The following is a 14,303-nucleotide window of genomic DNA, read 5'->3' on the forward strand; positions in this document are numbered from 1 at the left end:
GACGATGGCCGAGCGGTTCAGCTTGTGGCGAGCGGCGGTGCCCACGTTCGGGCCCGGCCCGGGATCCGCACCGCGGCCCCGATTCGGCGCGGCATCAGAGTTGAGTGGGAACTTTTTTGTCGCCAGGTGCAAGTTAGTTTCCCCTCAACCACCACAGGCAGGCGCTTCGCCGGCACACAGAGCTGTTGCTCTCGGCAACGTCGGGTCAGGTTTTTTTGGGGGCTGAGGTGGCTCGGATGTGGAGTTCTGTGCGGAGGGTGACTGTGGATGGGGGGCGGCCGGGGGAGGCTATCCGGTCTTTCAGTAGCAGGCCTGCGGTGCGGCCCACCTCGTATGTGGGTTGGGCGACTGTGGTTAGGGAGGGGACTACCAGGTCGGCCCAGGGGATGTCGTCGAAGCCGACCACGGCGATGTCGTCGGGGGCTCGGAGGCCTCGTTTGGCTAGGCATTCGAGGGCGCCGACGGTCATCAGGTTGTTGGTGACGAAGAGGGCTTCGGGGGGTTCGGGCTGGTCCAGCAGGCTTTCCATCGCCGCGAAGCCGCCGGCCTCGCGGAAGTCGGCGTGGCGGACCAGGTCCTTGTCGTAGCCGATGCCGGCGCCGCGGAGTGCTGCGCGGTAACCGGCGAGCCGGTCCATCGCCGTACTGACCCGCCGCGGGCCGGTGATGCAGGCGATCCGGCGGTAGCCGCCGTCGATGAGATGCTTCACGCCCTCGGCGGCGCCGTGCTCGTTGTCGACCAGGACCGTGTCCGCCTCGACGCCCTCGACCCGGCGGTCGATCAGCACCATCGGCGTCTTCGCCTCGTCGAGCAGCTGAATGCCCTCGGCGGTCGACGTCGGGGAGATCACCACCCCGGCCATCTGCTCGGTCAGCACCGCCGACGCGTATGCCGCTTCCTTGGCCGGATCCTCGTCGGAGTTGCACAGGACGACGTGATAGCCCTCGGTCTGCGCGACGTCCTCGAGCCCGCGCACCAGTGAGGTGAAGAACGGGTTCTCGATATCGGCGATGACGACGGCCCACAGGTTCGTGCTCGCGCGGCGCAGGTTGCGGGCCACGCCGTTCGGCCGGTAGCCGAGCTCCGCCACCGCCGCGCGGACCTTCTCGGACAGCTGGGGATCCACGTTCCGGCGGCCGCTGAGCACCCGCGACACGGTGGCCGGCGAAACACCAGATCTACGCGCGACGTCGTAGATCGTCGTCATGCTCGCTCCCCGCTCGAGGCCAAACTGCCGTCTGGACGGCCCAAGGATCTCATGAGGATTGGCGCCCGATCGGAAATGGTGACGGTTCAGCCGGTTCAGCGTCACAGTGTCAACGGCTGCATCTTGTTCAAAATAAGCCGGTTACCTCCAGTTGAGCCAGCAGCTGACCGCTGAAACCCTGACCGTCCCAGCCCTCGCTCGTGCGTGGTGAGAAATCGATTGCCAAGGAGTCAAGCAGCTCGGTCTGCTCGACAGTTACGCCGGGCTGATCGTGCCGGGACACCTTCATCCGGCTGGGTGAAGGTGTCGACTGATCAGCTCGCGCAGGTGATGCAGGTTCGCGCACTCGGCCGGGCGAGCAGGCGGCCGGCGGCGATCGGATTGCCGCAGGCCTCGCACTGCCCGTAGTCGCCCGTGGCCAGCCGCTCGAGCGCGCCGTCGAGATCAGCGAGGCGTTTGCGCGCGTCGTCGAGGAACGTACTCGTCTGGGAGCGCTCGAACGCGATCGTGGCGCCCTCGGGGTCGTGCTCGTCGTCGGTCGCGACCAGCCGGGAGGCTTCCACGATCGCTTCCAGGTCCGCGGTGAGCGCGACGATGCGTTCCGCCGTACCGGCCCGGTCGGCGGTGAGTGCCGCGCGCAACTCCGGATCCGGTCGCATGGCTCCGATTGTTGCTCGATTCAGGGCCAGGGGTTGAGCTCGGGGAGCTGACCGGCGACGGGACAGACGGTGGCGCGGCCGGCCAGCCAGGCAGTGAGGTCGGTCAGGGTGCCGGTGAGGACGAGGTCTTCGCCGGCGCCGTGCTCCCAGCGGGTGTCGACGGCGTCGAGGATCAGGTGGGTTCCGTCGGGAACGCGAGGCCGGAGGAAGTCCAGCAGATGGAGGCAGAACTCGTCCGCCCAGTCGTCGGAGGTCGGCTCCAGGGCGAGGTCGAGAGATGCGTCAGCACATGTCCCCGCGACCACCCCGGCAACCCGGACGGCGCCCGCACGGCCTGGTCATCAAGGCCGGCCAGTACTGCGTTCAGCCGGGCCACCGATCCTTCGACATCGGGTTTCACTCGAACCACCTAATGCTAGATCCATACTTGCCGTTAGAAATGATAGTAGAGTCTCTTGCCATGAGCGTGCTGGCCTTCGAACTCGCCGCGACCGTCCGGCATGACGGGCAGGGTGGGGTCGCGGACGGATTGGCGACGGTCGAGGGGACGCGGGAGTGGATCCGGGCGAACGGTCCGCTGGTCGAGGGGGTGCTCGGCCGGTCCTTTGATTCCACGTTGATCACGGTCGACGGTGGCGTACAGGAGCGGCTTGCCGGCGTACGGCGGGCGGTGCGGTCGTTGTTTGCGCGAGTGGTCAGCCCGGCGCCGCCCAGCAAGGCAGACGCCAGCAGGCTGTTGGCGCCGGCTGAAGCGCTGCGGCTGTTGAACGAGGCGGCTGACGGGCTCGGCACTGCTCAGCTGGACTGGCCTGAGGAGGGCGAGCCGGTGACGCGATGGTCCGCCGGGTCGTCGGGGCCGCTCGAGCTTTTGGTGGGTGCGGTCGGTCGTTCGGGGATCGACTTCCTGACCGGGCCCGATCGTCACCGGCTGCGGGCGTGTCCGGCTGCCCGGTGCGTGAAGTACTTCCTTCAGGATGATCCGCGGCAGACCTGGTGCTCGCCGTCGTGTGGCAATCGCGAGCGGGTCAACCGCCACTACCAGCGCAAGCACGCCGGGTAGGCAGTAGCCGCCCGGTGGTCGTCCAGTAGTCGTCCTGCCACGGATTGTCAGTGGAGACGATTAGCCTCTGAGGTATGACTCTGGGGCGCTTCAAGGATCTTTGTATCGATGTGGGGTCTCCGAGCGTGATGACGGCGTTCTGGGGGCAGCTGCTCGGCCTGACGTCGCCTGCCGACAACCCGGAGGTGCTGGTCGGGGACCGGCCGGAGAAGACGATCTGGCTCAACCGGGTGCCCGAGCCGCGGACGGTGAAGCAGCGGGTGCACCTGGATGTGCACACGAGCGCGATCGGGGACCTCGAGCGGCTGGGGGCGACCGTGCTGAGCCCGGTCTCGGAGCGGCAGCACTGGGCGGTGCTGGCCGATCCCGAGGGTGGCGAGTTCTGCGGGTTCGTCCGGGAGAAGCTCCCGGAGTACAGGTTGATGGAGCTGGCGGTGGACTCGACCGACCCCGAGGCGCAGGCGCGCTGGTGGGCCGGGGTGGTCGGTGGCGAGGTCGGGCACGATCCGGGCAAGCCGTGGTACTGGCTGGAGGACGTGCCCGGCCTGCCGTTCAAGTACTGGGTTTTCAACCCCGTGCCGGAGCCGAAGACGGTGAAGAACAGGATCCACTGGGACATCACGGCGGACGGCCTGGACGCCGTGCTCGCCGCGGGTGCGAGACTGCTGCGGCCCAAGGACGACACGATCGGCTGGCACGTCTGCGCCGATCCCGAGGGCAACGAGTTCTGCGTATTCCTTCCAGTTATTGCAGAGGTTTCTGATGGCGAAGCTTGATCTGTCCCTGTCCGGCCCCGACCTGTGTACTGCGCTGGTCGACGTCTCGTCAGTCAGCGGGACCGAAGAGGAGCTGGCCGACGCGGTCGAGTCGGCCCTCTCGGCGTACGCGCATCTGACCGTCACGCGGCACGGCAACACCGTCGTCGCGCGGACGGAGCTGGGGCGCGCGGAGCGAATCGTCATCGCCGGGCACCTGGACACCGTCCCGCTGAACGACAACCTGCCGGCCCGCCGCGCGGACGGGCTGATCCACGGGCTCGGCGCCTGTGACATGAAGGGTGGCGTCGCCGTCGGGCTGCGGCTGGCCGCGACGCTGACCGAGCCGAACCGCGACCTCATCTACGTCTTCTACGACTGCGAGGAGATCGAGGCGAAGCAGAACGGGCTCTTCAAGCTGACCCAGACGCACCCCGAGTACCTGCAGGGCGTGTTCGCCGTTGTGATGGAGCCGTCGAACGCGGTCGTCGAGGCGGGCTGCCAGGGGACGATGCGGGCAGAGGTGACGACGAAGGGCGAGCGGGCGCACTCGGCGCGCTCCTGGATGGGCAAGAACGCGATCCACGCGGCCGGCGGGATCCTCGACCGGCTGGCGGCGTACGAGCCGCGCCGGGTGCCGATCGACGGGCTGGAGTACCGCGAGGGGCTCAACGCGATCGCGATCAGCGGCGGGGTCGCGGGCAACGTCGTACCGGATCTGTGCACGGTGTCGGTGAACTACCGGTTCGCGCCGAGCCGGTCGGAGGCGGAGGCCGAGGCGCATGTGCGGGAGGTCTTCGCCGGGTTCGACGTGGTGGTGACCGACAGCGCGCCGGGTGGACTGCCCGGGCTGGACCGGCCGGCCGCCGCCGCGTTCCTGCAGGTGGTCGGGGGCGAGCCGAAGCCGAAGTTCGGCTGGACCGATGTCGCGCGGTTCACCTTGCTCGGGGTTCCCGCGGTGAACTACGGGCCGGGGGATCCGCTGCTCGCGCACAAGCAGGAGGAATTCGTGCCCGAGGCGGAGATCGAGCAGTGTGAACAGCGGTTGAGGACTTGGTTGACGTCGTAGGGCGCGGCCCGTTTCGGCGGGTCAGCGGTCGCTCGCCGCACTAACCTGGGGATATGGCAGAACCATCGAGCACCCCCGACCGTCCGCAGGGCTCGCAGCAGCGGGGGCCCGTCGTGATGCGCCGCAACCAGGTGCAGCACTCGACCTCCGAGCAGCGGCTGCTGGACAGCCGCGGCCCGTCGGACTGGGTGCACACCGATCCGTGGCGGGTGCTGCGGATCCAGTCGGAGTTCATCGAGGGGTTCGGCATGCTGGCCGAGCTCGGGCCGGCGATCAGCGTCTTCGGCTCGGCGCGGACCAAGCCCGAGGATCCGATGTACGCCGCGGCGGAGCGGTTCGGGCGCAAGCTCGTCGGCGCCGGTTACGCGGTGATCACCGGTGGTGGACCGGGCGTGATGGAGGCGGCGAACAAGGGCGCCTCCAAGGCGGGTGGCGTGTCGGTCGGCCTCGGGATCGAGCTGCCCTTCGAGAACGGCCTGAACGAGTGGGTCGACATCGGGATGAACTTCCGCTACTTCTTCACCCGCAAGACGATGTTCGTGAAGTACGCGCAGGGGTTCGTCGTGATGCCGGGCGGGTTCGGCACGCTGGACGAGCTGTTCGAGGCGCTCACGCTGGCGCAGACGCGCAAGGTCACGTCGTTCCCGGTGGTGCTTTTCGGCACGTCGTACTGGAGCGGGCTGGCCGACTGGCTGCGCGAGACGATGCTTGCCGATGGCAAGATCTCGTCGGCGGACCTGGAGATGTTCACGATCACCGACGATGTGGACGAGGCGATCAGCTACATCATGAAGGCCGGGGAGATGGCCGACGCGGCGGCTGAGGAAGCGGCGGCGGTGGCTGCCCGGGACGTCGCCGAGGCGGACAGTCCGGAGGCGCGGGAGCGGCGCGAGGTGCGCCGGCTCGGGTCGGACGGGAGCTGAAAACTCGCTCTTGACAACGGGCGACCGGCCCGTGGTTGTGCGGGGTTGTCCGTCGGCATGGCACGATCGGTCACGTGATGTGGTTCTTCGGGCTGATAGTCGTGCTCCTGATCGGAGCTGTTGCCGTCGTTGCGTCCGGGCGGTGGGGTGCGATGGCCCCCGCGTACGACGACCGGCCGGACCTGACGGTGCCGGCGCGGCAAGCGCTCACCGCGGATGATCTCGAGACGGCCCGCTTCGGCGTCGGCCTGCGCGGGTACCGGATGGACGAGGTGGACACCCTGCTCGAACGGGTCGCCCGGGAGGTCGCCGAACGCGACCGCCGGATCGCCGACCTCGAGCGAGCTGTCAGCCCGATCATCCACGGCCCGGAAGGCGCCGGCTTCACCGCCCGCGCCGACTACCACCCCACCGACTTCGAGGACACCGGCTTCAACCAGCCCATCCTCGTCGGCGGCAACTTCCCAACCCCCGACCCAGAGCCGGCTGCGCCCCCGCAACCAGAGGCACCTGCGGCCACTGAGGCCCCCGCCCAGGCGGAGCCGCAACCCGAGCCAACCGCACCCCTGGCGGCAGCGGCGGACCCGCAGACGACAACCGCCGCCGAGGCACCCAGCGCAACTGATGCTCCCGCCAAGCCGCAGGCGCAGGTGGGTACCCAGCCTCAGGCCGACCCGCACGTTGAACAGCAAACCCAGCCCGACGCAGTAGCCACCACGGTGGCGACCCCGAATGTGCTCGCGGAGCCTCACGCACTGACCCCGCCGGCCGCGCCCCCAGCGCAGCCAGTGACTGAGCCGTGGTTCGAGGAGGTGGAGCCGACCTCGGTGCTCGACGGTCAGCCCCAGTCGCCGGTGCCGCTCCCGCCGATGCTGCAGGAGCTGGTCCACCCGCACGAGCCGGAAGAGTCCTGGTTCGAGGCGAAAGAGCCACCGCCCGAGTACCCCGAAGGCACCGCCACGGACCCGACCCCGGCAGCCGACGAACAGGCAGCGGACGACGAGGCGGGTGAGGGCGAGGACGGGCAGCCGCGAGGCCGCCACAGTGCTGCCCCCGACGTGAGCGCAGTACAGCGACCCAACTGATGTCCTGTCACGCGGAAGCCTCGGTCGACCTCCCGCTGGCCCCACAGGCCGCCTGGGACGTGGTGATGGACTGGAACGGCCAGTCCGCCTGGATGCTGTTCACGCGCGTCTGGGCCACCGGCCAGGACGGTCAGGGAGTCGGCGGGGGAGTCGCGGCGCGGACAAGTGTCGGTCCGCTGGGATTCACTGACGACATGGTCATCACGCACTGGGATCCACCGCGCGAGTGCACGGTGAAACACCTCGGCACGATCGTCCGCGGCACCGGTACCTTCGCCATCCGCGCCCCCTCAGCAGGTAGCAACCCCACCGGCAGCAACCCGACCGGCAGCACCTTCGTCTGGTCCGAGGACGTCATCCCGCCGCTGGGCCGGCTGGGTAGTACGGCGTGGCCGCTGATCCGCCCCGCGTTCGAGCTGATGATGCGGATCTCGCTCAAGCGCCTCGCCGCCGTGGTCGCGCGATGACCGTGATCGGCGCGGACGGCCGGCCACGCTGCAGCTGGGCCACCTCGGCGCCGGAGTACATCGCGTACCACGACGACGAGTGGGGCAAGGTGATCCGCGAGGACCACGGCCTGTACGAGCGGATGACGCTCGAAGGCTTCCAATCGGGGCTGTCCTGGATCACGATCCTGCGCAAGCGGGAGAACTTCCGCAAGGCGTTCGACAACTTCGACCCGGAGCGCGTGGCGGCGTACGGGCAGGACGACTTCGACCGGCTGATGGCCGACGCGGGCATCGTCCGCAACCGGCTCAAGGTCAACGCCACGATCGCCAACGCGCGCGCCCTGCTCGAGCTGGAGCCCGGCGAGCTGACCGACCTGCTCTGGTCGTTCCAGCCCGCCGACCGCCCGGCCCCGAAGACCAGCGCCGACGTCCCGGCCACCACGCCGGAGTCCGTCGCGATGTCCAAAGCCCTGAAGAAGAAGGGTTTCGTCTTCATCGGCCCGACCACCAGCTACGCGCTGATGCAGGCCACCGGCATCGTCAACGACCACCTCGCCGACTGCATCGCCCGCTGACCCCTACCCGTGGTCGGCGCACAGACAACGGACGCCTGAGGCGATTAGTCCTGCCGGGGTCTGGGAGCGGTACCCAATCTGCCCCGCCCCACCGCCCCGGTCTGGCTCAAACGCCGGGATACCCGGCAGGTTTTCAAAGTGAACGAAGAGTACGCGCAGGAATACCCTCGGTTATTTCCCGGCGTGGTGCGGAAAATGCCGCCTGTTGGTATCACTTCCAGGGTCAGTCGCGGTCGGTAGTCCGCCGATCGCTGTCCGCCCCAGATCTGAATGAGGCCCGCCCATGCTTCAACGCAAGATCCTGTCCTCCCTGGCCGTCCTGGCCACCACCGCTCTCGGCGTCTCCGCCTTCGCCGCCGGCACGGCGACGGCCGCCCCCGCGCCCGAGCCGGCCCCGGCGACCACGGTCTCGTCGTACGCCGGTTCGCCGCAGGAGGCCGCAGCGAACAAGGCCTTCTACGACGCGGTGATGAAGTCCGCGACGGCCAAGCAGGCCGCGAGCGGCAACAAGCTCGCCGTGGTCACCGTCCGGTACCGGGTGAACGCGCCGAACTTCGCCAGCCAGATCGCGCAGTCGACGCAGATCTGGAACTCCTCGGTCGCCAACGTGAAACTGCAGGCGACCACCGGCGCGTACGACTTCTACTACACGCAGGGCAACGACTCCCGTGGTTCCTACGCGTCGACCAACGGCCACGGCCGGGGCTACATCTTCATCGACTTCGCCCAGTCGCAGCAGTACAACAAGACCCGGATCGTCGCCCACGAGACCGGCCACGTGCTCGGTCTGCCGGACCACTACTCCGGTCCGTGCAGCGAGCTGATGTCCGGTGGCGGCCCCGGCACGTCCTGCACCAACGCCAACCCGAACTCGGCTGAGCGCAGCCGGGTCAACCAGCTGTGGGCCAACGGCAAGACCGGTCTGAGCACCTTCCAGACCATTCGCTGACCCCGCCCGTAGACAGCCGCGGCCCGGAAATCCTCAGGTGGGTTTCCGGGCCGCGGTCTGTCTGAAGCTCTACCTACCGTTGAAGGTCGGCTTCTCCTTGGCGACGAAGGAGGCGACCGCGTTGCGATGGTCCTCGGTGTCGCCGGTGAGCTGCATCTTGCCGGCCTCGAACGCGAGCGACTCGGCCAGCGTGTGCGTCGCGGAGTACGCGATCGACTGCCGGATCGAGCCGTACGCCACTGTCGGCCCGTTCGCCAGCCGGGTCGCCAGCTCGCTCGTCGCCGCAGCGAGCTCCTCAGCCGGTACTACGGAAGTCGCCAGCCCGAGCGTGAGCGCCTCGGCCGCCGGGATCGTGCGCGGGAAGTAGAGCAACTCGGTGGCGCGTGCCTGGCCGATCAGCCGGGGCAGGGTCCAGGAGATCCCGGTGTCGCAGGACAGCGCGATCCCGGCGAAGGCGAAGTTGAAGCCCGCCGTCTCGGCGACCACCCGGAAGTCGCAAGCGAAGGCCATCGACGCGCCGGCGCCGGCGGCGACCCCGTTCACCGCGGCGATCACCGGCTTCGGCATCTCGGCCAGCGCCAGCGCGATCGGCGCGTAGTGGTCGGGGACCGTGCTCCACAGGGCGTCCGTGTCGTTCGCCTGGAGCAGGCCGATGTGCTCCTTCAGATCCTGGCCGACGCCGAAGGCGCGCCCGGTACCGGTCAGCACGACACACCGGACGGCATCGTCCGCGGCCGCTGCCTGGACGGTGTCCCGCAGCGCCACCTTGGTCGGGGTGTCGAACGCGTTCATCGCGTCCGGCCGGTTCAAGGTGATCGTGGCGACGCCCGCGGTCACGTCGTACAGGACTGAGTCACTCATCGTCGCTGGCTCCAAACACTCGGTGAATACACATCAGTGAACAGTCAGACAGTTGTCCACGAAACGCCCGGCCGCGTGGCCCAGCCGGGTGGCGTGGAAATCGAAGAACGCGGCGGCCCGGGTGCCGGCCCAGTCCGCGGGCAGCAGCTCGGCCGGCAGCCCCGGATCCAGGAACAGGAACTTGCGCCACTCGTGTACGAGCTCCGACCGGACGGCGAACGCCTGCTCGTCGGTGACCTGCCCGGCCGCGCTCTCGGCCAGCGCCTTCGCCTCGTTCAGCCAGGAGGCGTACGACGCGCCGAGCTCGTCCAGCTTCCAGACCCGGCGGGCGAACTCGGCCGCGTCGTCGTCGACCGGCGCGCGGAACCGGTCCGCGGCGATCCCTTCCAGGTCGAGGATCTGGTCCACCTCGGCGTCGTTGCGCAGGCCGACCCAGGCGGCATCCGACAGCGGAGCCCAACCCAGGAAGGCGAATTGGCTCGCCAGCTGCTCGCGGCGGCGCGCGTTCGGCACCTCGCGCAGAATGCCCAGATGCCAGTGCCCGTCCCAGTCGCCGGGCCCGGTGCCCTGGCCGTCGGCCAGGTCGGTGCCGTCGGCATCGGAGCCGGTGCGGTAGATCCGGACGGCGGCGTCGTCGAGGCGGCGACGCGCCCGGGAGGTGAGCCCGTAACCGGGCTGCCCGTCGATCCGGACCGGCTCGAGCCAGCCCTGCCGGACCATCCGCGACACGGCGGTCCGGACGGCCGGTGGATGCACGCCCAGCGGGGCGAGCAGCCGAACCAGGGCGGCCACCGGTGCGCGCGCTCCACGCGCGCGCAGGTGGTCGCCGTACAGGTCGAAGAGGGCTGAACGAGCGTGCACGAGACCTGAGTCTGCCGTATGGTGCACGGCTCTGGCCCGGGATCGGGGATAATGGGTCGAGATACACACTTTGCGATGCGCGCCGACGGCGCATCACCGCACGGGCGCCGGCGACGGAGGGCCCGCGTGGTGTCGTCGCTCAACACCGAAGAGGGCAGTATCCAATGAGGGAAGGGGTGCGCGCATGGCGGCGATGAAGCCGCGGACGGGCGATGGTCCGCTCGAGGTCACCAAGGAGGGCCGGGGCATCGTGATGCGGGTTCCGCTCGAGGGCGGCGGTCGGCTCGTCGTCGAGCTGAACGCCGATGAGGCGACCGAGCTGGGGAACGCGCTCAAAGCTGTTGTCGGCTGATCCGATCTCCGCGGTGTGCTCGTGCGCAGTGTCGGGAGTTCCGTTGCGCTACCGGTGCCTAGGCACGCACCTGGACACCGCTATCGCTAACGCAACTCCCGACACTGCGCACAGTGAGCGCACCAGTAACCACTCCACGACCCCGGTGGGTGCCGTTTCCGGCACCGGCCGGGGTCGTTACCGTTACACCCACAGACTTTGATCGAACAGTGAGGATGCCAGGTGGCTCGCCGCAGCAGCGCCCGCAAGATCTTCCCGACCCTGCCAGCCGTCGTCTGGCAGCCCGGGCTCCCCGTGCACGGGTCGCGGACCTGGGTGATCGTGGTCGGCGAGGCCGGTCTGCCGGTCGCTGCCAAGGAAGCCGGTGAGCGGCTCGGTGTCGACCTCGGCCGGTTGCTCGAGGTACAGCGCGAGGCCGGGTTCAGCGCGGCGGCGGGCGCGACCGCGGCGTACCCGCTGCTGACCGGTGAGGTGGCCGAGGTGCTGCTGGCCGGCGCCGGCGACGGGTCCGCTACGGCGCTGCGACACGCCGGGGCGGCGATCGCCCGGTTCGGCCGCGGCAAGGACGAGCTGACCACCGTTGTTGCCGAGGGCATCGACGACGAGGCGCTCCAGGCGTTCGCCGAGGGCGTCGCGCTCGGATCGTTCACGTTCACCCGCAAGACGGTCGACGTGGGCAAGCCGCTGGTCGAGCGGATCGTCCTGACCGACGGTACGGACGCCGACCGCGCCGCCGTGCTGGAGCGCGGCCTGGTGATCGGCCGGACTGGCTGGCTCGCCCGCGAGCTCGCCACCACCCCCTCGAACGAGAAGGACCCGGTCTGGCTGGCTGCCCGCGCCACCGAGCTGGCCGCGCAGACCGGCCTGGCGGTGACGGTCTGGGACGAGAAGCAGCTCGCGGCCGATGGCTTCGGCGGCATCCTCGCGGTCGGCCAGGGCTCGGCCTCGCCGCCGCGGCTCATCCGCCTCGACTACATCCCCGAGGGCGCGACCAAGGACACCCCGTACGTCGTCCTGGTGGGCAAGGGCATCACCTACGACACCGGTGGCCTGTCGCTGAAGCCGCGCGAGGGCATGGTGTCGATGAAGCGCGACATGACCGGCGGCGGCTCGGTGATCGCGACCCTGTCGGCGCTGCGCGAGCTGGGGGCCCAGGTCAAGGTCACGGGGCTGATCTGCTCGGCGGAGAACATGCCCTCGGGAGCGGCGTACCGGCCGGACGACGTGATCCGGCACTACGGCGGGCGGACGACCGAGGTCAAGAACACTGACGCCGAGGGGCGGCTGGTGCTCGCTGATGGACTGGCCTATGCGGTCAGCGAGTTGAAGCCTGACGTGGTCGTGGACATCGCGACGCTGACCGGTGCGATCAAGGTGTCGCTCGGATCGATGCTGTACGGCGGGCTGTTCGCCACCGACGACGGCCTCGCGGCGCAGCTGACCGGCGCCGGTGAGGTATCGGGCGAGCGGCTGTGGCGGATGCCGCTGCCCGACGTGTACGCCGACCTGATCTCCACGCCGATCGCCGACGCGGTGAACAGCTCGAAAGGACCGGGCTCGATCACCGCCGCGCTCTTCCTGAAGCCGTTCGCCGGCGACCTGCCGTGGGCCCACCTCGACCTGTCGAGCATCGCGGAGTCCCCGCGCGACGAACTCGAGTACTCCCTCGGCGCGACCGGTGCCGGCGCCCGCCTCCTCACCACCTGGCTCACCGGCGAGACCCCGACCGCCGGCATCGGCTGATCCGTCGGGCGCTCCTGTAGCCGCTGGCTACAGGAGCGACTGGTAGAGCTCGATGGTGCGGTCGGAGACGGCGTCCCAGCCGAATTCGGCGATGGCTCGTTCGCGGCCGGCCTTGCCCATGGACTCGGCCTTGGCGGGGTCGGCGACGAGGGCGTTGATGCCTTCGGCCAGTTGGCGTTCGAAGGTGGTGGGGTCGTTCTCGTCGTACGGGACCAGCGTGCCGGTGACGCCGTCGACGACGACGTCCGGGATGCCGCCGACCGCGCTGGCGACGACGGCGGTCTCGCAGGCCATCGCCTCCAGGTTGACGATGCCGAGCGGTTCGTAGACCGACGGGCAGCAGAACGCGAGCGCGTGGGTGAGCACCTGGCGGACCTCTTCGCGCGGCAGCATCTCCGACACGATGAAGACGCCGTCGCGGGTGGCCTTCAGCTCGTCGACGAGGGCGTCGGTCTCGGCCTTCAGCTCGGGGGTGTCGGCGGCGCCGGCCAGTAGTACGAGCTGCACCGACGGGTCCAGCTGGAGCCCGGCACGCAGCAGGTGCGGCACACCCTTCTGGCGGGTGATCCGGCCGACGAACGTCACGTACGGGCGGTTGAGGTCGACGCCGAGCCGCTCGAGCACGCTCGTCGAGGGATCCGGGTGGTAGAAGTCCGCGTCGATGCCGTTGGTGATGATGTGGACCTTGGCCGGGTCGATCGACGGGTAGCTGGCGAGGATGTCGTCACGGGTGGCGTTGCTGACCGCGACGACGGCGTCGGCCGCCTCGTACGCCGTCCGCTCGGCCCAGCTCGACAGGCGGTAGCCGCCGCCCAGCTGCTCCGCCTTCCACGGCCGCAGCGGCTCGAGCGAGTGCGCGGTCACCACGTGCGGTACGCCGTACAGGAGCTTGGCCCAGTGGCCGGCCATGTTCGCGTACCAGGTGTGGGAGTGGACGAGCTGGGAGTTGCCCACGGCCGCCGTCATCGTCAGGTCGGTCGAGAGGATGCGCAGGGCCGCGTTCGCCCCCGGGATCCGCGGGTCGTCCTCGGAGTGCGCGATCGCACCGGCGCGCGGTTCGCCCATGCAGTGCACCTCGACCTCAAGCTTCTTGCGTAGCTCGCGGACGAGAAAGTCCACATGCACCCCCGCCCCGCCATACACGTCCGGCGGGAACTCACGCGTCAGAATCGCGATCTTCATCCCCCGACCATAATCCAACTCAAGACATTCGCGTCGCGACCCAGAAGCGGAGTTTTCCGTGCCGCTCGTCCTCCAGTTCGCCGCCCGCGGCGAGGATGACCTTGCGGGAGGCGTCGTTGCCGGAGTCGCAGGTGACCAGGGCGGGATCGATGCCGAGGCGGGCGGCGATCGGCAGCGACTGGTGCAGCATCTGGGTGGCGTGGCCGCGCCGCCGGGCGGACGGGCGTACGCAGTACCCGATGTGGCCGCCGAGCTCGTGCAGCGCCGGGGTCAGCGTGTGCCGGATGGACAACCGGCCGAGCCAGTCGACACCGTTGTCGACGAACCAGAGCACCGTCTGATGCACCAGATCGGCCGGCGTCGGCACGCTCTCGTCGGCATCCGCGCGGATCGCCTCGACCAGCCGGGCGAACTCCCCGGGGTCCTCGGCCCGGTCCCGGCTCCAGCTCTCGCGGAACCCGCTCGCCCCCATCCACCGCACCTCGGACGACCTCAACTCGTCCCAAGCTTCGAGGAAGGAACGGTGAACAGCAGTAGTGGGTTCGACGAGCATCGGCATACACCTAGTGTCAC

17 protein-coding genes are annotated in these 14,303 nt (G+C 69.4%); 10 read left to right on the top strand and 7 right to left on the bottom strand.

Features of this window, described 5'->3' with window-relative positions; translation table 11 throughout:
• Positions 1-205: 205 nt before the first annotated feature.
• The 3 genes from G3I17_RS10985 to G3I17_RS40640 all read right to left on the bottom strand — a co-directional run bounded on the left by G3I17_RS10985 (position 206) and on the right by G3I17_RS40640 (position 2,171).
• The gene (locus G3I17_RS10985; RefSeq protein WP_164595862.1) at positions 206-1,207 is read right to left on the bottom strand and encodes a LacI family DNA-binding transcriptional regulator; all 1,002 of its coding nucleotides are present in this window, start codon (positions 1,205-1,207) and stop codon (positions 206-208) included.
• Between the two features lie 314 nt (positions 1,208-1,521).
• Positions 1,522-1,866, bottom strand: coding sequence for a TraR/DksA family transcriptional regulator (locus G3I17_RS10990; protein WP_164595863.1), 345 nt, complete (start codon positions 1,864-1,866; stop codon positions 1,522-1,524).
• Positions 1,867-1,886: 20 nt separating this feature from the next.
• A complete protein-coding gene (locus G3I17_RS40640; protein WP_239062395.1) occupies positions 1,887-2,171 on the bottom strand; it encodes a hypothetical protein in 285 nt (94 codons plus the stop codon).
• A 155-nt stretch (positions 2,172-2,326) separates the two neighbouring features.
• Between G3I17_RS40640 and G3I17_RS11000 the strand changes: the two genes are divergently transcribed.
• The 8 genes from G3I17_RS11000 to snpA all read left to right on the top strand — a co-directional run bounded on the left by G3I17_RS11000 (position 2,327) and on the right by snpA (position 8,731).
• Positions 2,327-2,926: an ABATE domain-containing protein gene (locus tag G3I17_RS11000; protein ID WP_164595864.1), complete on the top strand. Its 600-nt coding sequence runs from the start codon at positions 2,327-2,329 to the stop codon at positions 2,924-2,926.
• A gap of 74 nt (positions 2,927-3,000) precedes the next feature.
• Positions 3,001-3,702 (top strand): VOC family protein, encoded by a 702-nt coding sequence (locus G3I17_RS11005; RefSeq protein WP_164595865.1) that lies wholly within the window; start codon positions 3,001-3,003, stop codon positions 3,700-3,702.
• Complete coding sequence (gene dapE, locus G3I17_RS11010) at positions 3,689-4,750, top strand: succinyl-diaminopimelate desuccinylase (RefSeq protein WP_164595866.1); 1,062 nt, start codon at positions 3,689-3,691, stop codon at positions 4,748-4,750. Before G3I17_RS11005 ends, dapE begins: the two co-directional genes overlap by 14 nt.
• Before the next feature lie 53 nt (positions 4,751-4,803).
• Complete coding sequence (locus G3I17_RS11015) at positions 4,804-5,673, top strand: TIGR00730 family Rossman fold protein (protein WP_164595867.1); 870 nt, start codon at positions 4,804-4,806, stop codon at positions 5,671-5,673.
• Between the two features lie 77 nt (positions 5,674-5,750).
• Positions 5,751-6,758: a DivIVA domain-containing protein gene (locus tag G3I17_RS39770; protein WP_239062436.1), complete on the top strand. Its 1,008-nt coding sequence runs from the start codon at positions 5,751-5,753 to the stop codon at positions 6,756-6,758.
• On the top strand, positions 6,758-7,225 hold the full coding sequence (locus G3I17_RS11025; protein ID WP_164595868.1) for an SRPBCC family protein: 468 nt from the start codon (positions 6,758-6,760) through the stop codon (positions 7,223-7,225). The genes G3I17_RS39770 and G3I17_RS11025 overlap by 1 nt, the downstream gene beginning before the upstream one ends.
• Positions 7,222-7,782 (top strand): DNA-3-methyladenine glycosylase I, encoded by a 561-nt coding sequence (locus G3I17_RS11030; protein WP_164595869.1) that lies wholly within the window; start codon positions 7,222-7,224, stop codon positions 7,780-7,782. Before G3I17_RS11025 ends, G3I17_RS11030 begins: the two co-directional genes overlap by 4 nt.
• A gap of 283 nt (positions 7,783-8,065) precedes the next feature.
• On the top strand, positions 8,066-8,731 hold the full coding sequence (gene snpA, locus G3I17_RS11035) for a snapalysin (RefSeq protein WP_164595870.1): 666 nt from the start codon (positions 8,066-8,068) through the stop codon (positions 8,729-8,731).
• 69 nt (positions 8,732-8,800) lie between these two features.
• Here the strand turns inward: snpA and G3I17_RS11040 are convergent, their stop codons facing one another.
• Together G3I17_RS11040 and G3I17_RS11045 are read right to left on the bottom strand one after the other, a co-directional pair.
• The gene (locus G3I17_RS11040; protein ID WP_164595871.1) at positions 8,801-9,592 is read right to left on the bottom strand and encodes an enoyl-CoA hydratase-related protein; all 792 of its coding nucleotides are present in this window, start codon (positions 9,590-9,592) and stop codon (positions 8,801-8,803) included.
• Between the two features lie 33 nt (positions 9,593-9,625).
• Complete coding sequence (locus G3I17_RS11045; RefSeq protein ID WP_164595872.1) at positions 9,626-10,453, bottom strand: PaaX family transcriptional regulator C-terminal domain-containing protein; 828 nt, start codon at positions 10,451-10,453, stop codon at positions 9,626-9,628.
• Positions 10,454-10,637: 184 nt separating this feature from the next.
• Between G3I17_RS11045 and G3I17_RS11050 the strand changes: the two genes are divergently transcribed.
• Together G3I17_RS11050 and G3I17_RS11055 are read left to right on the top strand one after the other, a co-directional pair.
• Complete coding sequence (locus tag G3I17_RS11050; protein WP_012923066.1) at positions 10,638-10,805, top strand: DUF3117 domain-containing protein; 168 nt, start codon at positions 10,638-10,640, stop codon at positions 10,803-10,805.
• Between the two features lie 222 nt (positions 10,806-11,027).
• A complete protein-coding gene (locus G3I17_RS11055) occupies positions 11,028-12,548 on the top strand; it encodes a leucyl aminopeptidase family protein (protein WP_164595873.1) in 1,521 nt (506 codons plus the stop codon).
• Between the two features lie 27 nt (positions 12,549-12,575).
• On the opposite strand, the gene glgA is transcribed toward G3I17_RS11055, so the two are convergent.
• On the bottom strand, positions 12,576-13,730 hold the full coding sequence (gene glgA / locus G3I17_RS11060) for a glycogen synthase (protein WP_203590004.1): 1,155 nt from the start codon (positions 13,728-13,730) through the stop codon (positions 12,576-12,578).
• A 19-nt stretch (positions 13,731-13,749) separates the two neighbouring features.
• Positions 13,750-14,283: a GNAT family N-acetyltransferase gene (locus G3I17_RS11065; protein WP_343238264.1), complete on the bottom strand. Its 534-nt coding sequence runs from the start codon at positions 14,281-14,283 to the stop codon at positions 13,750-13,752.
• Positions 14,284-14,303: the final 20 nt, after the last annotated feature.

The organism is Streptomyces sp. SID13031 (genome assembly GCF_010548305.1).
In the GTDB taxonomy this organism is placed as follows: Bacteria; Actinomycetota; Actinomycetes; order Propionibacteriales; family Kribbellaceae; genus Kribbella.